Origin of the sequence: Rhizobium sp. FKL33 (assembly GCF_005222915.1) — a bacterium.
Classification (GTDB): Bacteria; Pseudomonadota; Alphaproteobacteria; order Rhizobiales; family Rhizobiaceae; genus Rhizobium_E.
Window position 1 is genome coordinate 234802 of the sequence record NZ_STFX01000001.1, and the last position, 23766, is coordinate 258567.

The window sequence follows — 23766 nt, forward strand, 5'->3', positions numbered from 1 at the left end:
TGTGATCAGTTGGCCACGGCGGCAACGCTATGCGCTGCCTCCAGAGCCGCAGAATAATTGTTGACGAGAAGCTCGACCGAGGCGGCCGTGGCGTCGAACACCGGCGCGGGATAGACGCCGAAGAAGATGGTCAGCACGATCATTGGATAGAGGATCAGCTGCTCGCGCGGCGAGAGATCGAGAAGCTTCTTGAGGCTTTCCTTCTCGAGCGCGCCCCAGACCACCCGGCGATAAAGCCAGAGAGCATAGGCCGCCGACAGGATGACGCCGGTGGTGGCGAAGAGCGCGACCCAGGTGTTTGCGCGGAAGGCGCCGAGCAGGGTCAGGAATTCGCCGACGAAGCCGGAGGTGCCGGGCAGGCCGACATTGGCCATGGTGAACACCATGAAGGCCACCGCATATTTCGGCATGTTGTTGACCAGGCCGCCATAGGCGTCGATGTCGCGGGTGTGCATGCGGTCATAGACCACGCCGACGCAGAGGAAGAGCGCGCCCGAGACGATGCCGTGGCTGAGCATCTGGAAGATCGCGCCCTGCACGCCCTGGGTATTGGCCGCGAAAATGCCCATGGTCACGTAACCCATATGGGCGACCGACGAATAGGCGATCAGCTTCTTGATGTCTTCCTGCATCATCGCCACCAGCGAGGTGTAGATGATGGCGATGACCGACAGCGCGAAGACGAAAGGCGCGAAGTAGTCGGACGCCAGCGGGAACATCGGCAGCGAGAAACGGAGGAAGCCGTAACCGCCGAGCTTCAGCATGACGCCCGCCAGGATGACCGAACCTGCCGTCGGCGCCTGAACGTGGGCGTCGGGCAGCCAGGTGTGAACAGGCCACATCGGCATCTTGACCGCGAACGAGGCGAAGAAGGCGAGCCACAGCCAGGTCTGCATATGCGCCGGGAACTTGTGGCCGGCGAGCAGCGTGATGTCCGTGGTGCCGGCTTCCCAGTACATCGCCATGATCGCGAGCAGCATCAGCACCGAGCCGAGCAGCGTGTAGAGGAAGAACTTGTAGGAAGCGTAGACGCGATCCTTGCCGCCCCAGACGCCGATGATGATGAACATCGGGATCAGCACGCCTTCGAAGAAGACATAGAAGAGCACGATGTCGAGCGCAACGAACACGCCGATCATCAAGGTTTCCAGAAGCAGGAAGGCGATCATGTATTCCTTGATGCGCTTCTCGACCGAATACCAGCTGGCGAGGATGCAGAAGGGCACGAGGAAGGTCGACAAGATGACAAACAGCATGGAGATGCCGTCGACGCCGACATGGTAGGAAATGCCGGTGTTCAACCAGTTCATCTTTTCGACGAACTGGTAGCCGGGGTTGGAGTTGTCGAAGCCCGTCCAGATGAACAGGGAGACGACGAAAGTCACGACCGAGGTGGCGAGCGAGATGAGCAGCACGTTGCGCCGCCCCGCCTCGCTGTCGCCCTTCATCAGGAGCAACAGTCCGACGCCGACCAGAGGCAGGAAGGTGACCAGCGAGAGAATGGGCCAACCGGACATTAGAACGAACTCCCGAGCATCATCCAGGTTATCAGAGCGGCAATGCCGATCAGCATCACGAAGGCGTATTGGTAAAGGAAACCGGTCTGCAGGCGAACGACGCGGCCGGTGACATCCACCACGCGGGCGGCGATGCCGTTCGGGCCGAAGCCGTCGATGACCGTTCCGTCGCCCTGCTTCCACAGGAAGCGGCCGAGCCACTTGGACGAGCGCACAAACAGCAGGTCGTAGAGCTCGTCGAAGTACCACTTGTTGAGCAGGAACTTGTAGAGGCCGTCATGCTGCTTGGCGAGGTAGGACGGCATCCAGGGCGCGCGGATATACATGATCCAGGCCACGATGAAGCCGAGCGCCATGGCGATGAAGGAGCTCCACTTCACCAGCAGCGGCACATGGTGGAAGTGTTCGAGCACTTCATTGCCGGGAGCCGTGAACAGCGCGCCCTTCCAGAATTCGGCATAGGCTTCGCCGAAGAAGTAGTCGTGGAAGATGAAGCCCGCGACAACGGCGCCGATGGCGAGGAGATAGAGCGGGATCAGCATCACGTTCGGCGATTCATGCACATGGTGCATGACGTCGTGCGAGGCGCGCGGCTTGCCGAAGAAGGTCATGAAGATCAGGCGCCACGAATAGAAGCTCGTGAAGCAGGCGGCGATCACCAGCAGCGTGAAGGCCCAGCCGGAGAGCGGGCTATGCGCTGCAAACGTCGCTTCGATGATCGAGTCCTTCGAGAAGAAGCCCGCAAAACCGATCGGTGTGCCGGGAATGCCGACGCCAGTGATGGCGAGCGTGCCGATCATCATCATCCAGAAGGTGCGCGGGATATGCGTGCGCAGACCGCCCATGTAGCGCATGTCCTGCTCGTCGGACACGGCGTGGATGACCGAGCCGGCGCAGAGGAACAGGAGCGCCTTGAAGAAGGCGTGCGTGAACAGGTGGAACACGGCCGCGCCATAGGCGCCGACGCCGAGCGCGACGAACATGTAGCCCAGCTGCGAGCAGGTCGAATAGGCTATGACGCGCTTGATGTCGTTCTGCACCAGACCGACCGAGGCCGCGAAGAAGGCGGTGATCGAGCCGACCAGTGTGACCACCAGCAACGCGGTGTGCGACAGTTCGAACAGCGGCGACATGCGGGCGACGAGGAAGACGCCGGCGGTGACCATGGTGGCGGCATGGATGAGGGCCGACACAGGCGTCGGGCCTTCCATGGCGTCCGGCAGCCAGGTGTGCAGCAGAAACTGCGCCGACTTGCCCATCGCGCCCATGAACAGCAGCAGGCAGATAGCAGTCAGTGCGCTCGACTTGTCGAGATGCATGCCGAGGAAATTCAGCACCGTGTCGCCGGCGACGGCGGCGTGTTCGCCGGTCGCGGCGGCGGCGCCTTCAGCAGCGTGCTCGGCGGCAGCCGGCAGATAGGTGGCGGCGGCGGCGAAGATCGAGTCGAAATTGATCGAGCCGAACAGGACGAAGACGCCGAAGATGCCGAGCGCGAAGCCGAAGTCGCCGACGCGGTTGACGATGAAGGCCTTCATCGCCGCAGCGCTGGCCGAAGGCTTCTTGTACCAGAAGCCGATCAGCAGATAGGACGCCAGACCCACGCCTTCCCAGCCGAAGAACATCTGCAGCAGGTTGTCCGAGGTCACCAGCATCAGCATGGCGAAGGTGAAGAGCGAGAGATAGGCGAAGAAACGCGGCCTATGCGGATCGTGATGCATGTAGCCGATCGAATAGAGATGAACGAGGCAGGACACCGAGTTCACGACCACGAACATGACGGAAGTCAGCGTGTCGATGCGGAACGCCCATTCGACATCGACGCCGCCGGACTGGATCCAGCGCAGCACCGGAACGATCGTATGCGTCTCGCCGAGCGCGACGTCGAAGAAAACGATCCAGGACAGGGCCGCCACGATCATCATGAGGCCGGTGGTCACATATTCCGACGCCTTGGCGCCGATCACAGGTCCCCCCAGACCCGCAATCAGCGATCCCAACAGCGGAAGGAAGACAATGAGTTTGTAGATGATCATAGCCTTCTCAGCCCTTCATCATGTTGACGTCTTCAACCGCGATCGTGCCCCGGTTACGATAGAAGACGACGAGAATTGCGAGACCGATGGCGGCTTCCGCGGCCGCGACGGTCAGAATGAACAATGCGAATACCTGACCGGTGATGTCGTTCAGGAAGGTGGAGAACGCCACCATGTTGATGTTGACCGCGAGCAGGATCAGTTCGACCGACATCAGGATGATGATGACGTTCTTGCGGTTCAGGAAGATGCCGAACACGCCGAGCATGAACAGGATGGCGCTGACGGTGAGGTAATGGCCGATGGTGATTTCCATTTTTCTTTCCTTCCCCTACCCTCAGATGCCCTGGCCCGGCTTCGGGCTGACCACGGAGATTGCGGTTTCCGGCGTGCGCGCGACCTGACGGGAAATGTCCTGACGCTTGATGTCGGTGCGATGCTTCAAGGTCAGCACGATCGCGCCGATCATGGCGACCAGCAGCACGAGACCGGCAAGCTGGAAGTAGAATACGTAATGGGTGTAGAGCACATCGCCGATGGCCGCGGTGTTCTGGCGTTCCGTCACAGCCGGGATCGGCATGGACACGCTCTTTGCGACTTCCGGAGAGAACACGCTGCCGCCGATCACGATGATCAGTTCGGCCGCGAGGATGAGACCGATCAACACGCCGACCGGCGCATATTCGAGCGCGCTCGCCCTCAGCTTGGTGAAGTCGATGTCGAGCATCATCACCACGAAGAGGAAGAGAACCGCCACCGCGCCGACATAGACGACCAGAAGCAGCATGGCCAGATATTCGGCGCCGGTCAGCAGGAACAGGCCCGCCGCGTTGACGAATGTCAAAATCAGAAACAGAACCGAATGCACCGGGTTCTTCGCCCAGATGACCATGAATGCCGACGCCACAGCGACGAAGGCGAACAGATAGAAAAACAGAGCCTGCAGACCCATTTTGGCGCCTTTTTCTTCCCCGGGGCCTGACTAGAGCCAGCCCCTGCCCCGAATACCGCCCGTTTCACGGGCCCAATTGAATGAACCCCCGGAAACCGGGGGTTTTGTCGTTCCCGCTCAGCGATACGGCGCGTCCATGGCGATGTTCGCCGCGATTTCGCGCTCCCACCGGTCGCCGTTGTTGAGCAGTTTTTCCTTGTCGTAATAAAGCTCTTCGCGCGTCTCGGTCGCGAATTCGAAGTTCGGGCCCTCGACGATGGCGTCGACGGGGCAGGCTTCCTGGCAGAAACCGCAATAGATGCACTTCACCATGTCGATGTCGTAGCGCACCGTGCGGCGCGTGCCGTCATTGCGGCGCGGGCCGGCTTCGATGGTGATGGCCTGGGCGGGACAGATCGCCTCGCACAGCTTGCAGGCGATGCAACGTTCCTCGCCGTTGGGATAACGGCGCAGCGCATGTTCGCCGCGGAAGCGCGGGCTCACCGGCCCCTTTTCGAACGGATAGTTCACCGTCGCCTTGGGCTTGATGAAATAGCTCGAGGCGAGACCGAGCGCCTTCACGAATTCCTTCAGGAACAGCGAACGGACAGCCTGGGAAAGAGCAGCCATCGTCTATTCTCCTTTTCCAATAAACTTTGCGCCCGACATCATGCCCAACCCGTCAGCTTGAGAACGAAGGCAGTGATGACCACCATGGCGAGCGACAGCGGCAGGAACACTTTCCAGCCCAGACGCATCAGCTGGTCATAGCGGTAGCGCGGAACGATCGCCTTCACCATGCCGAACATCGTGAAGCAGAGGATGACCTTCAGGAGGAACCAGACGATGCCGGGCACCCAGTTGAACAGCCAGAAATCGACCGGAGGCAGCCAGCCGCCGAGGAACAGGATGGTTGTCAACGCGCACATCAGCACGATGGCGGCGTATTCGCCTAGCATGAACATCATGTAGGGCGTGGAGCCGTATTCGACCATGAAGCCGGCAACCAGTTCCGATTCCGCTTCCGGAAGGTCGAAGGGCGGGCGGTTGGTTTCAGCGAGCGCCGAAATGAAGAAGATGATGAACATCGGGAACAGCGCCAGCCAGTGCCAGTCCAGGAAGGAGCTGGGCAGGCCGAGACGCGTGCCGAGGCCGTCCTGCTGCGCCACGACGATGTCGGTCAGGTTCAGCGAACCGACGCAGAGCAGAACGGTGACGATGATGAAGCCCATGGAGACTTCGTAGGACACCATCTGCGCCGCCGAGCGCAGCGCGCCGAGGAACGGATATTTCGAGTTCGACGCCCAGCCGCCCATGATGATGCCATAGACTTCGAGCGAGGAAATCGCGAACACGAACAGGATGCCGACATTGATGTTGGCGATCACCCAGTTGTTGTTGACCGGGATCACCGCCCAGGTGGCGAGCGCCAGCGTCACTGCCACGAGCGGCGCCAGCAGGAACACGCCTTTGTTGGCGCCGGCCGGGATGACCGGCTCCTTGAACACGAACTTCAAAAGGTCGGCGAAGGACTGGAAAAGTCCCCAGGGACCCACCACGTTAGGACCACGGCGCAGCTGGACGGCTGCCCAGATCTTGCGGTCATAGAGCAGGATATAGGCGATGAAGACGAGCAGGCAGACCAGGAGGAGCAGCGACTGCCCCACCATGATCAATGCTGGCCACAGATAGGTCGAAAGAAATTGTTCCATGATCCTTTAGCCCCTTCGCGCCTTACTCGGCGGCCGCCTTGAAGTTGTTGCGAGCCAAGGCCGAGCATTCGGCCATGACGGCCGACGCACGCGCTATCGGGTTCGTCAAATAGAAGTCTTTGACCGGAGAAGCAAACGCAGATTTCGCCATTGCCCTCGGTTTTTTCGCAAGCGCAACAACCTCGTCGCCCAAGCCTGCCACGATCGTATCCTCTTCGGCGAAATGCGGATGCGCCGCAAACAGCTTTGCCCGCAATTGCTGAAGCGAATCAAAGGGAAGCTTCTTGCCGAGAACATCCGACAGAGCGCGCAGCACAGCCCAGTCCTCGCGCGCCTCGCCGGGGGCGAAATTGGCGCGGTTGGCGAACTGCACGCGGCCTTCGGTGTTGACGAAGATGCCGGCCTTTTCGGTGTAGGCGGCGCCCGGCAGGATCACGTCGGCGTGCGATGCGCCGGCGTCGCCATGCGAGCCGATATAGACGAGCAGATTCGTGCTCTTCTTCGAAAAGTCGAGTTCATCGGCGCCGAGCAGGAACAGCACGTCCATGGTGGCGACCTGGGTTTGCGCATCGACGCCCTTCTCGCCCGGCACGAAGCCGAGGTCGAGGCCGCCCACGCGCGAGGCCGCGGTGTGCAGAACGGCAAAACCGTTCCAGCCGTCCTTCACAGCGCCGACGCTTTCGGCGAGCGCAGCGGCGGCGGCGAGAACCGCGCGACCTTCCGCGCCCGAAATCGCGCCCTGACCGAGGATGATCAGCGGACGCTGAGCGTTCTTGAGCTTGTCGAGGAAAGCGCCGTTGCCGGCGACGAGATCGTTGAGCGTGTCCGTGCCAGCGCCGAGATAGTCATAGTCGTAGCGCAGTTCGCCGCCTTCGCCGATCACGCCGATCGGGAAGCCGCCACGGCGCCAGCGCTTGCGGATGCGGGCGTTCAGCACGGCCGCTTCGAAGCGCGGGTTGGAGCCGATGATGAGCAGCGCGTCAGCGTCTTCGATGCCGGCGATGGTGGGGTTGAACAGGTAGCTGGCGCGACCCAGCGACGGATCGAGCTGCGCGCCGTCCTGACGGCAATCGATATTCTCGGACCCGAGCGAGGCCATCAGCGACTTCAGCGCAAACATTTCCTCGACGGTGGCCAGATCGCCGGCGATCGCGCCGATCTTGTCGCCGGAGGTCTTGGCGACAGCGGCCTTGATGGTCGCGAAGGCTTCCGCCCAGGACGCCGGAACGAGGCGGCCATCCTTGCGGACGTAAGGACGGTCGAGGCGCTGGGTGCGCAGGCCGTCCCAGATGAAGCGGCTCTTGTCGGAGATCCACTCTTCGTTGATGTCTTCGTTGACGCGCGGCATGATGCGCATCACTTCGCGACCCCGGGTGTCGACGCGTATCGCCGAACCGAGCGCGTCCATGACGTCGATCGATTCGGTCTTGCCGAGTTCCCAGGGGCGGGCCGTAAAGGCGAAGGGCTTGGAGGTCAGCGCGCCGACCGGGCAGAGATCGACGACATTGCCCTGAAGCTCCGACGTCATAGCCTGTTCGAGATAGGTGGTGATCTCGGCGTCTTCGCCGCGGCCGATCAGGCCGAGTTCGGTGATGCCGGCGACTTCGGTGGTGAAGCGGACGCAGCGCGTGCAGTGAATGCAGCGGTTCATCACCGTCTTTACGAGCGGGCCGATATATTTGTCTTCAACCGCGCGCTTGTTCTCGGTGTAGCGCGACGAATCGACGCCGAAGGCCATGGCCTGGTCCTGCAGGTCGCATTCGCCGCCCTGGTCGCAGATCGGGCAATCGAGCGGATGGTTGATGAGCAGGAACTCCATCACCCCTTCGCGCGCCTTCTTGACCATCGGCGTGTTGGTGTACACTTCCGGCAATTCGCCGTTCGGGCCGCCGCGAATGTCGCGCACGCCCATGGCGCAGGAGGCCGCCGGTTTCGGCGGGCCGCCCTTCACCTCGACCAGACACATGCGGCAATTGCCGGCGACCGACAGTCGCTCGTGAAAACAGAACCGGGGAACCTCGGCGCCAGCCTCTTCGCACGCCTGCAACAGCGTGAAATGATCCGGGACCTCGATCTCTTTTCCGTCAACTTTCAGCTTCGCCATTTCAGCCTTCCAACAGCGCTTTCGCTTGTTTGACCCATTGATCCCGGACAATCCGGTTATCGAGGCCAAGCGTCTCATCCATTCTCAGCACATCCTCGTCCGACCAGGTCGCAATCTGCGCGTAAGTCGTGACGCCCATGCCGTTGAGCACTTTTTCCAATCTCGGACCAAGGCCCGAAATCTTCTTCAAATCATCCGGCCCCTTGGGCGCCGGCTTGCGAACCTTCTTCGCGGCCGGCGCCTTGACCTTGGCCTCGGGCTTCGCCGCGACAGGCTCCTGCTGCGGCTCCGGCGCCTTCGTCACAGGCTCTTCCGGCGCGACGGGATCGGCGGAGGCGTTGTCCTCCCCTTTCCTCTCCAGCGCATTGGCGACGGCCCCCATGAAGGCCCCCGCCATCTGCATGCTGAAAGCCGTCATCACCTGCAGCATCGAAGCCTGTTCGGCCAGCATGCGGGCGGACAGTGCAGCAAGCTCCGGAGAGCGGGCGGACGACCCGTTGTCGGTCTTGCCTTGCTTCTCCGTCCCGCCACTGTCCATCTCGCTTACTCCGCCGCTTCGAGCACCGCTCCATGCGCCATGGCGTTGCGGGTGTACTGGTCGATCCGCTCTTCCATCACCGGACGGAAATGCTTGATCAGACCCTGGATCGGCCATGCGGCTGCGTCGCCGAGCGCGCAGATCGTGTGGCCTTCCACCTGCTTGGTCACCTGGAACAGCATGTCGATTTCACGCTTCTGCGCCTGGCCCTTCACCATGCGCTCCATCACGCGCATCATCCAGCCCGTGCCTTCGCGGCAGGGCGTGCACTGGCCGCAGCTCTCATGCTTGTAGAAAGCGGAGAGGCGCCAGATGGCTTTGACGATGTCGGTGGACTTGTCCATGACGATGACGGCGGCGGTGCCGAGGCCGGAGCCTAGTTCGCGCAGGCCGTCGTAATCCATGATCGCCGAGCGCATCTGCGCGCCGGGCACGCAAGGCACCGACGAGCCGCCGGGGATGACGGCGAGCAGATTGTCCCAGCCGCCACGAATGCCGCCGCAATGCTTTTCGATCAGCTCTTCGAAGGTGATCGACATCGCTTCTTCGACGGTGCAGGGTTTGTTCACATGGCCGGAGACCGAGAACAGCTTGGTGCCGGCGTTGTTCGGGCGGCCGAAGCTCGAATACCAACCAGCGCCACGCCGCAGAATGGTCGGGGTCACGGCGATCGATTCGACGTTGTTCACCGTCGTCGGACAGCCATAGAGACCCATATTGGCCGGGAACGGCGGCTTCAGGCGCGGCTGGCCCTTCTTGCCTTCGAGGCTTTCGAGCAGCGCGGTTTCTTCGCCGCAGATGTAAGCGCCGGCGCCGTGATGCACGAAGATGTCGATATCGTAGCCGAGCTTGTTGTTCTTGCCGAGCAGGCCGGCGTCATAGCATTCGTCGATCGCGGCCTGAAGGGCCTCGCGCTCGCGGATGAACTCGCCGCGGACATAGATATAGGCGGTATGCGCGCCCATGGCGAAAGACGCCACAACGCAGCCTTCGATCAGCGTATGCGGATCGTGACGCATGATTTCGCGGTCTTTGCAGGTGCCGGGCTCGGACTCGTCGGCATTGACCACGAGGTAATGCGGGCGTCCGTCGCTTTCCTTGGGCATGAAGGACCACTTCAGGCCGGTCGGGAAGCCTGCGCCGCCGCGACCGCGAAGACCCGACCCCTTCACTTCGTTGATGATCCAGTCACGGCCTTTTTCCAGCAATTGCTTGGTGCCGTCCCAATGGCCACGCGCCATTGCGCCCTTCAGGGACTTGTCCTTGAGGCCGTAGATATTGGTAAAAATACGATCCTTGTCAGTCAGCATGGCTCATTCCTTACCGCGGCTTCTTACCGAAGACCCTGATATATTCTTCTTCGCCGCCATCGGCCAGCGCTTTGGCCTGGCGCGCCCAATCGTCGCGCTCGATACGGCCCTTGAAGTTGAGGTAACCGTCAACCCATTCGCGCTCGGCAGGACCCCAGGCGGCGACCTGGGCATAGGTGTAAATGCCGATGGAGTTCAGCGTCGCCTCGATCTTGGGGCCGATGCCGGAGATCAGCTGGAGATCATCCGGCTTTTCCGGCTTGTCGACGCCGGCAGGACGATTCGGATCGTCGAGCGCCGGCTTGGCGGACTTGACGGCGGCGTCAGGCTCTGCCGACTTGCCGTCGGCGGGCGTCTTCAGCTTGGGATCGGTCTCCGGCGCGCTGGTGTCGGGCTTGGCCGCATTCGACGGCGGCGTCTGGGCGGGCTGAGCCGGCTGCTCGGAGGCCGCCGGAACGCCGGTCAGCGCTTCCGACTTCGGAGCCGGCGGAATTTCTTCGGTCAGCGACGACAGGCCGCCTGCGGGCGCGGAGAAAATACGGTCGACCTGCGGACCCGGCTTGATGTCGGAGCCCTTGCCGGCCTTGAAGCGATCGATGATGTGCTCAAGCTGGGTCGCGGTCAGGTCCTCATAGGTGTCCTTGAAGATCGCGATCATCGGCGCGTTCACACAGGCCCCGAGACATTCCACTTCTTCCCAGGACAGCGTGCCGTCTTCGTTGAGATGATGCGGATCGTGATGGATCTTCGACTTGCAGACCGAAATCAGGTCTTCCGCGCCGCGCAGCATGCAGGGCGTCGTGCCGCAGACCTGGATATGAGCGCGCGTGCCGACCGGCTGCAGCTGGAACTGGGTGTAGAAGGTCGCGACTTCGAGGACGCGGATATAGGCCATGCCCAGCATGTCGGCGATCTTTTCGATCGCGGCCTTGGTCACCCAGCCGTCCTGGTCCTGGGCGCGCATCAACAGCGGGATCACCGCCGATTGCTCACGACCCTCAGGGTATTTCTTGATGGTGGCTTCCGCCCAGACAGCATTTTCCGGGTTGAAGGCGAAGCTGGCTGGCTGAACGCTGTCTTCGGCTAAGCGACGTACGGACATGTTATAGACGCCCTATCAATTTATCTGGCCGCACTGCGATTGTGCCAGGGAGGACATTTCGCAGGCATAGGCTGTTGAGTCTTTCTGCAGGAACACGACGAAGCGCTTGCCGTTCGGCACAGCCGCCTTGATCTCGTATCCGTCGGCGATCAGCTTGCCGATTTCTGTCTTCGCGCCTTCACTATCGGCGACAATGCCGCCTTCCGCCGCAAGCGAGGACGCTGCAGCGGAAACGAGAAGAAGCGAGGCCAGAAGCCGGATCATCAGCGGTCGACCTCCCCGAACACGATGTCGAGCGAGCCGAGAACGGCGGTCACGTCGGCAAGCTGATGGCCCTTGCAGAGGAAGTCCATCGCCTGCAGATGCGCAAAACCCGGCGCGCGGATCTTGCAACGATACGGCTTGTTGGTGCCGTCGGAGACGAGATAGACGCCGAATTCGCCCTTGGGGGCTTCGACGGCGGCATAAACCTCACCGGCCGGAACGTGGTAGCCTTCGGTGTAGAGCTTGAAGTGATGGATGAGCGCTTCCATCGACCGCTTCATCTCGCCGCGCTTCGGCGGAACGACCTTGCCGTCGATCGCCGAAACCGGACCGATCCTGTGCTTGCCGTTCAAGAGCTCGACGCACTGTTTCATGATCCGCACGGCCTGGCGCATTTCATACATGCGGATCAGGTAGCGGTCATAGCAGTCGCCGTTCTTGCCGACGGCGATATCGAATTCGAGATCGGAATAGCATTCATAGGGCTGCGAACGACGCAGGTCCCAGGCGCCGCCGGAGCCGCGCACCATGACGCCGGTCATCGACCAGGACAGCGCGTCTTCGAGCGAGATCACGCCGATGTCGACGTTGCGCTGCTTGAAGATACGGTTGTCGGTCAGAAGGCCTTCGATGTCGTCGAGCGTCTTGATGAACGGATCGCACCAGTTGCCGATATCTTCGACGAGCTTTTCCGGGATGTCCTGATGGACGCCGCCGGGGCGAACATAGGCTGCGTGCATGCGGGCGCCGGAAGCGCGCTCATAGAACACCATCAGCTTTTCGCGCTCTTCGAAACCCCAGACCGGCGGCGTCATCGCGCCAACGTCCATGGCCTGCGTCGTCACGTTCATGATGTGCGACAGGATGCGGCCGATTTCAGAATAGAGCACGCGGATCAGCTGACCACGCATCGGGATTTCGAGACCGAGGAGCTTTTCGACGGCCAGCGAATAGGCATGTTCCTGGTTCATCGGCGCGACATAGTCGAGACGATCGAAATAGGGCAAAGCCTGTAGATAGGTTTTGGATTCGATCAGCTTCTCGGTGCCGCGATGCAGCAGTCCGATATGCGGGTCGACGCGCTCTACGATTTCGCCATCGAGCTCGAGCACCAGACGAAGCACGCCGTGCGCGGACGGATGCTCTGGCCCGAAGTTGATGGTGAAATTGCGGACGTTATGTTCTGCCATTTGGATGCACCCCAGATCGCATCATCGCAAAAAGGCCGGCGGCCCACTGGCCGCCCTGCCCCTGCCTTACTGACTTTTCTTCTCGTCGCCCGGCAGCACGTAGTCCGTGCCTTCCCAGGGCGAAAGGAAATCGAAGCTGCGCATTTCCTGGCGAAGCTGGACGGGCTCATAGACAACCCGCTTGACCATGTCGTCATAACGGACTTCGACGAAACCGGTCATCGGGAAGTCCTTGCGCAGCGGGAAACCCTCGAACCCATAGTCCGTGAGGATGCGGCGCAGATCCGGATGGCCGGAGAACAGGATGCCGTACATGTCGTAGGCTTCGCGCTCAAACCAGTCAGCGCCCAGGAACAGGCCCGTGGCGGATTCGAGAACCTCGTCCTCACCCAACTGAACCTTGACACGGATGCGGAGGTTCTTGTGGACAGAGAGGAGATGCGTCACGACATCGAAGCGCTTTTCGCGCTGCGGATAGTCGACACCGCAGGTGTCGATGAAATTCAGGAAGCGACAGCGCGGATCATCGCGCAGGAACTTCAGCACCGGCACGTAACTTTCAGCGGCAACTTCGATCGTCAGTTCACCGAGCGCCGTGCTGACGCCGAGAATGGCGTCGCCGTGGGTTTCGCGCAGGTAGATGGAGAGATCTTCGAGAGCAGTCGTCATCAATCCGGTCCTCAGCGCTCGATCGTGCCAGTGCGGCGGATCTTTTTCTGCAGAAGCAACACGCCATAAAGCAGCGCTTCGGCAGTGGGGGGACAGCCCGGCACATAGACGTCTACCGGAACGACGCGGTCGCAACCACGCACCACCGAATAGGAATAGTGATAGTAGCCACCGCCATTGGCGCAGGAGCCCATCGAGATCACGTAACGCGGCTCGGGCATCTGGTCGTAAACCTTGCGGAGCGCGGGCGCCATCTTGTTGGTCAGCGTGCCGGCGACGATCATCACGTCCGACTGGCGCGGCGAGGCGCGCGGAGCTACGCCGAAGCGCTCCATGTCGTAACGGGGACCGGAAGCCTGCATCAGGCCTTCGACGGCGCAGCAGGCCAAGCCGAACTGCATCCACATCAGCGAACCGGTGCGAGCCCAGGTGATCAGGTCCTGGGTGGACGTCACCAGAAAGCCCTTGTCGGCGAGCTCATTGTTGATCTCGCCGAAAAACTGGTCGTCGGCGCCCAGGGCCCGGCCCGTCGACGGATCGACGAGGCCCTTAGGCTGCGGGGCGACGAGGGTCGAATTAGCGGATGTCACTCCCATTCGAGCGCTCCCTTCTTCCATTCATAGATAAAGCCGATGGTCAGCACGCCCAGGAACACCATCATGGACCAGAAGCCGAACCAGCCGATCGCGCCGAATGATACGGCCCAAGGGAAGAGAAAGGCCACTTCCAGGTCGAAAATGATGAAGAGGATCGACACGAGATAGAACCTGATGTCGAATTTCATGCGCGCATCGTCGAACGCGTTGAAGCCGCATTCATAAGCGGAAAGCTTTTCCGAATCGGGGGCGCGATAGGCGACCAGGAACGGCGTCACGAGGAGCGCCAAACCGATGACCAAAGCTATTCCGATGAAGATGGCGATTGGCAGGTAAGAGCCAAGAAGTGCAGTCATTTCAATCCAACCCCGCCGCGCCGCGCGATGGGAGGCGCGCGAGTGCGCATCACCGCTCCGGCATAGCCGAAAATTGTTGCAACGCGACGTGGTTAGCGCAGCTAGGGGGGAGAAGCAAGCGCAGATTAACAATAATCACCCCCTGCGAAAATTTTGCGCAGGGTCACGTTTATTGCCCCCGTTTCAGGGGCTTCAAGAGGTTAAAAACGATTTAATTTGCTCACTCCTGAACCCTACCATCCCGATGAAATTCGGCGAAAATTGGGTGATTACAAAAAGGTGTTGGACGTCTCCGGAGACTCACCGGATCCGGCGCAAATTGTTCAGGCGAGACTTACGTTGCGTGAGGTCATGGAGCTGCCGCAACGTCATGCTGCGTTGCAAGAGTTTGAAGCCGTCAAGCGACGGAAACCGGCTTTATGGAGTCGAGATCACGGACATTTTTCAATGCTAGCGCGAGATCGAATGTCCGCTGCAGATTTAGCCAAAACTCGGGGGTATTTCCAAAATATCGCGCCAGTCGAAGCGCAAGCTCGGCGGTCAGCGGCGATGCGCCGACCAGCACCGGCCGCAAAGCATCCGGGGAGACGCCGAGTGCGGCAGCCAGGAGATCAGGAGAGAGATCGAAGTCGGCCATGAAATCCTGTTCGAGGATTTCACCCGGATGAATCGGCTCGTCGGGAATGAACTTCATGGCCGCCTCAATGATAATCACAGAACTCGACGTCGTATGCGTCGCCATTGCTCCACCGGAAGCAGATCCGCCACTGGTCGTTTACGCGGATAGAAAACTGGCCAGACCTGTTTCCAGCAAGCTTTTCCAATCGGTTTCCCGGCGGCGCCAGAAGGTCCTCGACCACATGTGCTGCGTTTATGCTCATGAGCTTTCGGCGCGCTCTGGCCACGACGTCGGAAGGGATGCCCTTTGCTACTCTACCTCGAAAGAGTTCTTCTGTCCGCTTGTCTCGAAAGCCTTGTATCATATCGGCAAGGCTCCCGAAACAATCTTAACCAGCCTTGGCCAGCACCAGCTTCTCGCGCGCCGCCTTCAGCCGGGCGAAATCATCGCCGGCATGGTGGGAGGAACGGGTGAGCGGGCTCGACGACACCATCAGGAAGCCCTTGGCATAGGCGACCGTCTCATAGGATTTGAACTCATCAGGCGTCACGAAAGCCATCACCTGATGGTGCTTGCGGGTCGGCTGCAGATACTGGCCGATGGTCAGGAAGTCCACGTCGGCGGTGCGCAGGTCGTCCATCAGCTGCAGGACTTCGTTGCGCTCTTCGCCGAGGCCCACCATGATGCCGGACTTGGTGAACATGGTCGGATCCAGCTCCTTCACCCGCTGCAAGAGGCGGATGGAGTGGAAATAGCGCGCGCCGGGACGAACTGTCAGGTAGTTGCCGGGCACGGTCTCGAGATTGTGGTTGAAGACATCGGGCTTGGCGGCGACGACGCGCTCCAGCGCGCCGGGCTTCTTCAAGAAGTCGGGTGTGAGAATTTCGATCGTGGTGTCCGGCGAAGCCTCACGGATGGCGAAGATCACTTTTTCGAAATGCTCGGCGCCGCCGTCGGCCAGATCGTCGCGATCGACCGAGGTGATGACGACATGGCTGAGCCCCATCTTCTTGACCGCCTTGGCGACATTGGCGGGCTCTTCGAGATCGAGCGGCAGCGGCCGGCCGGTCGAGACGTTGCAGAAGGCGCAGGCGCGCGTGCAGATCTCCCCCATGATCATGAAGGTGGCGTGTTTCTTGTCCCAGCACTCGCCGATATTCGGGCAGCCCGCCTCTTCACAGACCGTCACCAGCTTGTGCTCGCGCACCAGTTCGCGGGTTTCCTGATAGCCCTTGGACACCGGGGCCTTGACGCGGATCCACTCCGGCTTGCGCATGACCTCGGTATCTGGTCGATGCGCCTTCTCCGGATGCCGGACGCGCTTTTCCGTGTTCACCGTGTCGAGGATCGTGACCATTCGGGCCCCCGTTTCGCTACCGGCCGAGGCCGGATGGCTTCAGAAAACAAAAAGAGGCCGCCGCAAAATGCGGCGGCCTCGGCACACTTAGGTCCAAGGGATCGGGAAATCAACCGCGCCTGAGCGCGCGTCCGATCGCAATGAGAATGCAGGCTCCCACGAAGCCCACGAGAAGATAGACCAGCCAACCCGAGCCCGTGTAAATTCCGAGCAAGGCCAGCACGAAGTTCAGAAGCGCTGCGCCGACGATCCCGAGAATGATGTTCATGATCAGTCCCATATTGGACTTCATGAACATTTCCGCAAGCCAGCCGGCAACGCCGCCGACAATGACCGCGCCCAGAAATCCTACGCCATTCAAATCCATGTTTTACGTCCCCGTTTCGAATACTCGACGCGGACGAAACGGGTGAATGGCGCAAGAGTTCCATATCCGGCCCCGATCAGGCGTTCAGCACACGCCCATAGGCGTCGAGCACGCTTTCCTTCATCATTTCCGAGAGCGTCGGATGCGGGAAGATCGTGTGCATCAGTTCTTCCTCGGTGGTTTCGAGATTCATCGCCACCACGAAGCCCTGGATGAGTTCGGTCACTTCGGCCCCGACCATATGCGCGCCGATCAGTTCGCCGGTCTTTTTGTCGAAGATGGTCTTGATCATGCCCTGGTCTTCGCCGAGCGCGATGGCCTTGCCGTTGGCGTTGAAATTGTAGCGGCCGACGCGGATCTCGCGGCCCTCGGCTTTCGCCTTGGCTTCGGTGAGACCGACCGAGGCGACCTGCGGATTGCAGTAGGTGCAGCCCGGGATCTTCGCCTTGTCCATCGGATGCACGCCCGGCACGCCGGCGATCTTCTCAATGCAGATGACGCCTTCATGCTCGGCCTTGTGGGCCAGCATCGGAGGGCCCGCGACGTCGCCGATGGCGTAGAGGCCCGGCACATTGGTCTTGCCATAGCCGTCGATGACGATGCAGCCGCGGTCGGTCTTCACGCCGAGCGCTTCAAGACCGAGATTTTCGATATTGCCCTGCACGCCGACGGCGGAGATCAGGCGGTCAGCGGTGATCTGCTGCACCTTGCCGTCCTTGGTCTCGACATGGGCGGTGATGGAACTGGCGCCCTTGTCGACCTTGGACACCTTGGCCTCGGTGATGATCTTCAGCCCGCGCTTTTCCAGTTGCTTGCGGGCGAAGGTGGAGATTTCCACGTCTTCCACCGGCATGATGTTCGGCATCAGCTCGACAACGGTCACATCCACACCCATGGAGCGGTAGAAGGAGGCGAATTCGATGCCGATTGCGCCCGAGCCCATCACCACCAGCGACTTCGGCATGAAGTCCGGCTTCATCGCTTCGAAATAGGTCCAGATCAGCTTGCCATCCGGCTCGATGCCCGGCAGCGCGCGCGGACGGGCGCCGGTGGCGACGATGATGTGCTTGGCGGTGTAGGTCCCCTCGCCCAGCACGCCCTTCGGCACCGGGTTCTGCGGCTCGACCACCGGCTTGGTCATCTTGCCCACGACGATTTCGTTGGGCTTGGTCAGCTTGGCCTCGCCCCAGATCACGTCGACCTTGTTCTTCTTCATGAGAAAAGCCACGCCGCCATTCAGGCGGGCGGAGACGCCGCGGGAGCGCGCGACCACGTCCTTGACGTCAGCCGTCATCGTGCCGTTCAGCGTCAGGCCGAAGCTCTTTGCGTGATTGGCGTGATCCAGGATTTCGGCCGAACGCAAGAGCGCCTTGGTTGGGATGCAGCCCCAGTTGAGGCAGATGCCGCCGAGATGCTCGCGCTCCACGATGGCCGTCTTCAGGCCCAGCTGGGCCGAACGGATCGCGGTCACATAGCCTCCAGGGCCGGAACCGATGATGATGACGTCATATGCATTCGACATGGGCGTTTCCACTCCTCGTGTGACGGGCCTCCGTCACCCGGAAGCCCTTGGGGATGTGGAAGCCCGTGTGTCGCTCAATTGGCTTCGAGCGCTTCGGCTTCCGGCTCGTGACGAGCCAGCATCCCGTAAATTTCATCCTTGAGCTGCATCCGCTGCTTGCGGAGTTCGATGACGGTCATGTCATCGAGCGGCTCGATATTTGTCTCCGCCCGGTGAACCTTCCTGTTGACCTCGTGATAGCGGTCATACAGCCGGGCGAAATGACCATCCGTCTCCTTGAGATGCCGCATCTGCGCGACATAGGCGGGAAATTCGGCGGCCAGTTCATGCGGTGTGTTCGACATGGTCCCTCTCCTTCTTGCGAGTTCGGGATCAGGTTAATCACTCCGCGTCAGTCCTCCTTGATCACGATCAAGCCTCGTTGATCACAATCAGGCGTCAGAGCCCCAACATCATGCGGACAACGGGCTCCAGGCCCTTGCCCACCGCGCGGGTATTCTCGGCGTCCAGATGCACGCCGTCGACGGGCGTGGTTTTGGCCACCGATCCGGCGTCGAAGAAGCCGCATTCGAGTTCGTCGGCGAGATCGGCATAGACGGAGGCCAGCATATGGCTCTCCTCGATTCGACCGGAGAACATCGGCCCCAGAAGCGGATCGTCGGTCTCACACAGCGGCGGCGGCGAGACGATCAGGATATCGGGCGTCTCCATCTCCACCGGCCAGACGTGACTGCGCACGAGGCTGACCAGTCGCTTGATTCCATGCCCGACCACGACGGCGTTGTTGGCGTAAACCGGCTTCAGGTCATTGGTGCCGAGCATGATGATCACGAGATCGAGCGGCGCATGCGTGTGTAGAATAGTCGGCAGCACGCGGGCGCCATTGCGGTCGCAATCGGCAGTGTAGTCGCTATAGACGGTGGTGCGGCCGTTCAGCCCTTCGGCGATCACCCTCACTCCATGCCCCAGCGCCTTCTGCAGAACGGACGGCCAGCGATTCTCATAGGCGTGACGGGTGCGGTTTTCCGCATCCACACCCCAGGTCAGACTGTCGCCATAGGCGAGAACTGTTTTCATGCTGCTCAAACCATCCGCTTCGAGCCTTCGTGCTTTCGCCCGAAGCGCTATTGCTATTTTGCTTTTATCAGGTCTTCGACCTTGCGTTCGAGATCGCTGATCCGCTCCTCGAAATCGCCGATCATGTATTTCGACATCATGGTGTCGGCAGTCAGCGCGTGGCGAATGCTCTTCTGGCCTGCTTCCAGTTTGTCGAGGCGAGCATTCACAACGGAAAACTGCTCTCTCATATCGGAGAACTGCTCCCGCATTTCAGCCCGCATCTCGCGAAGCATCGGCATCACCATGTCATCGGGTTCCTTGGCCATTGCGCGTCTCCTTAGAGCTTGGTTCAACCAACATTATAGATGGCGTCTGCAATTCCACAATTCACCGTTCCAGGTCGATGCCGGCAGAAAAATCTCCATTCGTCATCTTCGGGCTTGTCCCGAGGATCTAACCACGTCTCCACCGACGCGTCAGCGCCGCAATACTCCGAAGGCAGATCCTCGGGACAAGCCCGAGGATGACGCCGCCGAAGGGTCTTAAACCAACATCCCCATCGGGTTTTCGATGTAGCGCTTGAAGGCGCCCAGGAGTTCGGCGCCGAGCGCGCCGTCGACGCAGCGATGGTCGGTCGAGAGCGTGACCGTCATCACCTGGGCGATGACCATCTGCTTGTTCTTGACGACGACCCGCTCCTCGCCCGCGCCGACCGCAAGGATCGTGGCGTGCGGCGGGTTGACGACGGCGGCGAAGTTCTTGACGCCCATCATGCCCATATTGGACACGGCGGTAGTGCCGCCCTGATATTCCTCCGGCTTCAGCTTGCGGCTCTTGGCGCGGGCGCCGAGATCCTTCATCTCGTTGGAGATGGCCGACAGGCTCTTGAGCTCGGCGGAGCGGATGATCGGCGTGATCAGTCCGCCCGGGATCGACACGGCGACGCCGACATCGGCGTGCTTGTGCTTGACCATGTTCTGGTCGGTCCAGGAGACGTTTGCGTCCGGCACGTCGCGCAGCGCGAGCGCCATGGCCTTGATCACCATATCGTTGACCGACAGCTTGTAGGCCGGTTTGCCGTCCTTGACGGGAGCTGCGTCGTTGAGCTGGGCGCGGAGCGCGAGCAGCGCGTCGAGTTCGCAATCCACCGACACGTAGAAATGCGGGATGGTCTGCTTGCTTTCCTGCAGGCGCTTGGCGATCGTCTTGCGCATGCCGTCATGCGGCACGAGTTCGTAGGAGCCGGGATCGAACAGCTTCAGCACGGCGTCCTCGCTCATGCCCTTGGCGAGCGGAGCGGCGGCGGCCTGCGGCGCTGCCGCCGGAGCAGCTGCTACAGGCTTGGCGCCGCCGGTGGAGACAGCCTTTTCGACGTCGGACTTCACGACGCGGCCGCGCGGGCCGGAGCCGGAAATCAGCTTGATGTCGAGGCCAGCTTCCTTGGCCAGACGACGCGCCAGCGGCGAGGAGAACACGCGATCGCCGTGGGCGACGGGCGCGGCGGCAGGCGCAGCAGCGGTCGGAGCCTGGGCGGCAGCCGGAGCTGCCTCAGCCTTGGGCGCAGGCGCAGCGTCAGCCTTGGGGGCAACGGCGCCGCCACCCGAAGCGGCTGCGGCGACGTCCTCGCCATCGACCGCGAGGATGGCGATCACGGCGTTGACCTTGACGGCTTCGGTTCCGGCGGGAACGACGAGCTTGGCGACGACGCCTTCATCGACGGCTTCCACTTCCATGGTCGCCTTGTCGGTTTCGATCTCGGCGATCACGTCGCCGGACTTCACCGTATCGCCTTCCTTGACCAGCCACTTGGCCAGATTGCCCTCTTCCATCGTCGGAGAGAGCGCCGGCATGGTGATATTGATCGGCATGACCTTGCCTCCCTCTTACTTGTAGCAGACGGCTTTGACCGCATCGACGACTTCGCCGACATTCGGCAGAGCCAGCTTTTCGAGATTCGCCGCATACGGCATCGGCACGTCCTTGCCGGCGATGGTGATCACGGGCGCATCGAGATAGTCGAAGGCTTCGCGGTTGACGCGGTTGGCGATGAAATCGCCGACCGAATTCTGCGGGAAGCCTTCTTCGACGACGACGAGGCGACCGGTCTTCTTCACCGATTCGATAACGGTCGGCAGGTCCATCGGACGGATGGTGCGCAGGTCGATCAGTTCGACGTCGATGCCGATCTTTTCGAGTTCTGCGACCGCCTTAATGGCGTAGGTCATGCCGATGCCGAAGGACACCATGGTGACGTCCTTGCCGGCCTTGTGGATGCGCGCCTTGCCGATCGGCAGCACGAAATCGTCGAGCTTCGGCACGTCGAAGGTCTGGCCGTAGAGGATTTCGTTTTCGAGGAAGATCACCGGGTTGGGATCGCGGATCGCAGCCTTGAGCAGTCCCTTGGCGTCAGCGGCCGTATAGGGCATGACGACCTTGAGGCCCGGAATATGGCTGTACCAGGCGGCGTAGCACTGCGAGTGCTGCGCGCCGACGCGGGCGGCTGCGCCGTTCGGGCCGCGGAACACCATCGGAGCGCCCATCTGGCCGCCCGACATATAGAGCGTCTTGGCGGCGGAATTGATGATCTGGTCGATCGCCTGCATGGCGAAGTTGAAGGTCATGAATTCGACGATCGGACGCAAGCCCGTCATCGCCGCGCCCACCGCCATGCCGGCAAAGCCGTGTTCGGTGATCGGGGTGTCGACGACGCGCTTGGCGCCGAATTCCTGCAGGAGGCCCTGCGTCACCTTATAGGCGCCCTGATATTCCGCCACTTCCTCGCCCATGACGAAGACGTCGGGATTGGCGCGCATTTCCTCGGCCATGGCGTCGCGCAGCGCTTCGCGCACGGTGGTCGGCACCATTTCAGTGCCAGCCGGGATGGCCGGATCAGACAGCGTCTGGCCAGCCGGCGCAGCCGGAACGGGGGCGGCGGCGGCCGGTGCAGCGGCGGCAGGCGCTTCAACTGCGGCAGCCGGGGCTGCGGCAGGCGCTGCGGGGCCGATAGCGTCGGCGCTTTCGCCATCCTGAAGCAGAACCGCGATCGGCGTGTTGACCTTGACGTTTTCGGTGCCGGCGGCGATCAGCAGCTTGCCGATCACGCCTTCATCGACAGCTTCCACTTCCATCGTGGCCTTGTCCGTTTCGATCTCGGCGATGACATCGCCAGACTTCACGGCATCGCCTTCGTTCTTCACCCATTTGGAGAGCGTGCCTTCCTCCATGGTCGGCGACAGCGCGGGCATGAGAATCTCAATCGGCATGGTGTTCCTCACCTGGTGTATCGTGTGCGGCGACCTCGGCCGGCCGCGAAATTGATGCTGGCGGAGCGAAGCGGCCGGCGGACGCCGGCCAGAGTCGCCTCACGCGTCGAGCAGGATGTCGGTGTAGAGCTCGGACGCATCCGGCTCCTTGTCCGCCTGGGCGAAATCGGCCGAGTCGGCAACGATGTCGCGGACATCCTTGTCGATCGCCTTGAGATCGTCTTCCGTCGCCCAGTTCTTTTCCAGAAGGCGCAGGCGCACCTGTTCGATCGGATCGTGCTCGGAGCGCATCTTCTGCACTTCGTCCTTGGAGCGGTACTTCGCCGGGTCGGACATGGAGTGACCGCGATATCGATAGGTCAGCATTTCCAGGATCATCGGACCCTTGCCGGAACGGGCGTGCTCGGCCGCTTCATCGGTCGCGGCCTTCACAGCGCGCACATCCATGCCGTCGACCTGTATGCCGGGAATGCCGAAGGACGCGCCGCGCTGGGAAAAATCGGTCTGGGCCGAGGCGCGATTGACCGAGGTCCCCATGGCGTAGCGGTTGTTTTCAACGACATAAACCACCGGCAGCTTCCAGAGAGCAGCCATGTTGAAGCTCTCATAAACCTGGCCCTGGTTGGCGGCGCCGTCGCCGAAGAAGGCGCAGGAGATGTTGCCGTTGTTGCGATAGGCGTTGGCGAAGGCCAAACCGGTGCCCAGCGACACCTGACCGCCGACGATGCCGTGGCCGCCGTAGAAATGCTTCTCTTTCGAGAACATGTGCATCGAGCCGCCCTTGCCCTTGGACAGACCGCCGCGACGGCCGGTCAGTTCGGCCATGACGCCGCGGGCGCTCAGGCCCATGGCGAGCATATGGCCGTGATCGCGGTAACCGGTGATCATCTGGTCGCCTTCGACCAGCGACATCTGCATGCCGACGACGACAGCTTCCTGGCCGATGTAAAGGTGACAGAAGCCGCCGATGAAGCCCATGCCGTAGAGCTGGCCCGCCTTTTCTTCGAAGCGGCGGATGAGAAGCATCTCGCGATACGCCTTGAGCTCCTGATCACGATCGAATTCTGCGATCATCGCTTTTCCTTCTGATTTTTGAGATTTGCCGCTTGCGAGTTTGCGAGCAGGAGTAGACGCGACCTTACGCGCTGCCATCCAGAAAGCCTCCCTATGGGCGTTCGATTTTGGGGCGAGCATAAGAAATATTGACCGCCCTAGCAATGCCATAAATGCATGGCGGACATTCGGCGCAAGCCTATG

Annotated in this window: 26 protein-coding genes; all 26 read right to left on the bottom strand. The window is 61.4% G+C overall.

What is annotated here, in order from left to right:
- Positions 1-5: 5 nt before the first annotated feature.
- Positions 6-1517, bottom strand: coding sequence for an NADH-quinone oxidoreductase subunit M (locus tag E8Q41_RS01150; RefSeq protein ID WP_137153654.1), 1512 nt, complete (start codon positions 1515-1517; stop codon positions 6-8).
- Positions 1517-3550, bottom strand: a complete 2034-nt coding sequence (gene nuoL / locus E8Q41_RS01155; protein ID WP_137153655.1) for an NADH-quinone oxidoreductase subunit L — start codon at positions 3548-3550, stop codon at positions 1517-1519. The genes E8Q41_RS01150 and nuoL overlap by 1 nt, the downstream gene beginning before the upstream one ends.
- 7 nt (positions 3551-3557) lie before the next feature.
- Positions 3558-3866, bottom strand: coding sequence for an NADH-quinone oxidoreductase subunit NuoK (gene nuoK, locus E8Q41_RS01160; protein ID WP_137153656.1), 309 nt, complete (start codon positions 3864-3866; stop codon positions 3558-3560).
- Positions 3867-3887: 21 nt separating this feature from the next.
- Entirely contained in the window at positions 3888-4502 is a 615-nt protein-coding gene (locus E8Q41_RS01165; protein WP_137153657.1) for an NADH-quinone oxidoreductase subunit J, read from the bottom strand.
- 117 nt (positions 4503-4619) lie between these two features.
- Positions 4620-5111 carry an NADH-quinone oxidoreductase subunit NuoI gene (gene nuoI, locus E8Q41_RS01170; protein ID WP_137153658.1) on the bottom strand — a complete coding sequence of 164 codons (492 nt, stop codon included), beginning with the start codon at positions 5109-5111 and terminating at the stop codon, positions 4620-4622.
- 38 nt (positions 5112-5149) lie between these two features.
- Positions 5150-6193: an NADH-quinone oxidoreductase subunit NuoH gene (nuoH, locus tag E8Q41_RS01175; protein ID WP_137153659.1), complete on the bottom strand. Its 1044-nt coding sequence runs from the start codon at positions 6191-6193 to the stop codon at positions 5150-5152.
- A gap of 22 nt (positions 6194-6215) precedes the next feature.
- A complete protein-coding gene (nuoG, locus tag E8Q41_RS01180) occupies positions 6216-8297 on the bottom strand; it encodes an NADH-quinone oxidoreductase subunit NuoG (protein WP_137153660.1) in 2082 nt (693 codons plus the stop codon).
- A gap of 1 nt (position 8298) precedes the next feature.
- A complete protein-coding gene (locus E8Q41_RS01185) occupies positions 8299-8835 on the bottom strand; it encodes a 5' DNA nuclease (protein ID WP_137153661.1) in 537 nt (178 codons plus the stop codon).
- A 5-nt stretch (positions 8836-8840) separates the two neighbouring features.
- The gene (gene nuoF / locus E8Q41_RS01190; RefSeq protein WP_137153662.1) at positions 8841-10145 is read right to left on the bottom strand and encodes an NADH-quinone oxidoreductase subunit NuoF; all 1305 of its coding nucleotides are present in this window, start codon (positions 10143-10145) and stop codon (positions 8841-8843) included.
- 10 nt (positions 10146-10155) lie between these two features.
- On the bottom strand, positions 10156-11247 hold the full coding sequence (locus E8Q41_RS01195) for an NADH-quinone oxidoreductase subunit E (RefSeq protein WP_137153663.1): 1092 nt from the start codon (positions 11245-11247) through the stop codon (positions 10156-10158).
- A gap of 15 nt (positions 11248-11262) precedes the next feature.
- Positions 11263-11511: a hypothetical protein gene (locus tag E8Q41_RS01200; RefSeq protein ID WP_137153664.1), complete on the bottom strand. Its 249-nt coding sequence runs from the start codon at positions 11509-11511 to the stop codon at positions 11263-11265.
- A complete protein-coding gene (locus E8Q41_RS01205) occupies positions 11511-12701 on the bottom strand; it encodes an NADH-quinone oxidoreductase subunit D (protein ID WP_137153665.1) in 1191 nt (396 codons plus the stop codon). Before E8Q41_RS01205 ends, E8Q41_RS01200 begins: the two co-directional genes overlap by 1 nt.
- Before the next feature lie 66 nt (positions 12702-12767).
- Entirely contained in the window at positions 12768-13373 is a 606-nt protein-coding gene (locus tag E8Q41_RS01210) for an NADH-quinone oxidoreductase subunit C (protein WP_170976313.1), read from the bottom strand.
- An 8-nt stretch (positions 13374-13381) separates the two neighbouring features.
- Positions 13382-13966 (bottom strand): NADH-quinone oxidoreductase subunit B, encoded by a 585-nt coding sequence (locus tag E8Q41_RS01215; RefSeq protein WP_137153667.1) that lies wholly within the window; start codon positions 13964-13966, stop codon positions 13382-13384.
- Positions 13957-14322 carry an NADH-quinone oxidoreductase subunit A gene (locus E8Q41_RS01220; protein ID WP_137153668.1) on the bottom strand — a complete coding sequence of 122 codons (366 nt, stop codon included), beginning with the start codon at positions 14320-14322 and terminating at the stop codon, positions 13957-13959. The genes E8Q41_RS01215 and E8Q41_RS01220 overlap by 10 nt, the downstream gene beginning before the upstream one ends.
- Positions 14323-14719: 397 nt before the next feature.
- Positions 14720-15016, bottom strand: coding sequence for a HigA family addiction module antitoxin (locus E8Q41_RS01225; RefSeq protein WP_137153669.1), 297 nt, complete (start codon positions 15014-15016; stop codon positions 14720-14722).
- A gap of 7 nt (positions 15017-15023) precedes the next feature.
- Positions 15024-15305 (bottom strand): type II toxin-antitoxin system RelE/ParE family toxin, encoded by a 282-nt coding sequence (locus E8Q41_RS01230; protein ID WP_137153670.1) that lies wholly within the window; start codon positions 15303-15305, stop codon positions 15024-15026.
- A 24-nt stretch (positions 15306-15329) separates the two neighbouring features.
- Positions 15330-16298, bottom strand: a complete 969-nt coding sequence (lipA, locus tag E8Q41_RS01235) for a lipoyl synthase (protein ID WP_137153671.1) — start codon at positions 16296-16298, stop codon at positions 15330-15332.
- 109 nt (positions 16299-16407) lie between these two features.
- Positions 16408-16665 carry a GlsB/YeaQ/YmgE family stress response membrane protein gene (locus E8Q41_RS01240; RefSeq protein ID WP_137153672.1) on the bottom strand — a complete coding sequence of 86 codons (258 nt, stop codon included), beginning with the start codon at positions 16663-16665 and terminating at the stop codon, positions 16408-16410.
- Between the two features lie 76 nt (positions 16666-16741).
- Positions 16742-18187: a dihydrolipoyl dehydrogenase gene (gene lpdA, locus E8Q41_RS01245; protein ID WP_137153673.1), complete on the bottom strand. Its 1446-nt coding sequence runs from the start codon at positions 18185-18187 to the stop codon at positions 16742-16744.
- Positions 18188-18261: 74 nt separating this feature from the next.
- A complete protein-coding gene (locus E8Q41_RS01250) occupies positions 18262-18531 on the bottom strand; it encodes a YdcH family protein (protein WP_137153674.1) in 270 nt (89 codons plus the stop codon).
- 94 nt (positions 18532-18625) lie between these two features.
- Positions 18626-19264: an SGNH/GDSL hydrolase family protein gene (locus tag E8Q41_RS01255; RefSeq protein WP_137153675.1), complete on the bottom strand. Its 639-nt coding sequence runs from the start codon at positions 19262-19264 to the stop codon at positions 18626-18628.
- Positions 19265-19317: 53 nt separating this feature from the next.
- Complete coding sequence (locus tag E8Q41_RS01260) at positions 19318-19572, bottom strand: hypothetical protein (protein WP_137153676.1); 255 nt, start codon at positions 19570-19572, stop codon at positions 19318-19320.
- Positions 19573-19788: 216 nt separating this feature from the next.
- The gene (locus E8Q41_RS01265; RefSeq protein ID WP_137153677.1) at positions 19789-21114 is read right to left on the bottom strand and encodes a pyruvate dehydrogenase complex dihydrolipoamide acetyltransferase; all 1326 of its coding nucleotides are present in this window, start codon (positions 21112-21114) and stop codon (positions 19789-19791) included.
- 15 nt (positions 21115-21129) lie between these two features.
- Complete coding sequence (locus E8Q41_RS01270; RefSeq protein WP_137153678.1) at positions 21130-22509, bottom strand: pyruvate dehydrogenase complex E1 component subunit beta; 1380 nt, start codon at positions 22507-22509, stop codon at positions 21130-21132.
- A 99-nt stretch (positions 22510-22608) separates the two neighbouring features.
- Positions 22609-23661 carry a pyruvate dehydrogenase (acetyl-transferring) E1 component subunit alpha gene (gene pdhA / locus E8Q41_RS01275; protein WP_137153679.1) on the bottom strand — a complete coding sequence of 351 codons (1053 nt, stop codon included), beginning with the start codon at positions 23659-23661 and terminating at the stop codon, positions 22609-22611.
- Positions 23662-23766 lie beyond the last annotated feature (105 nt).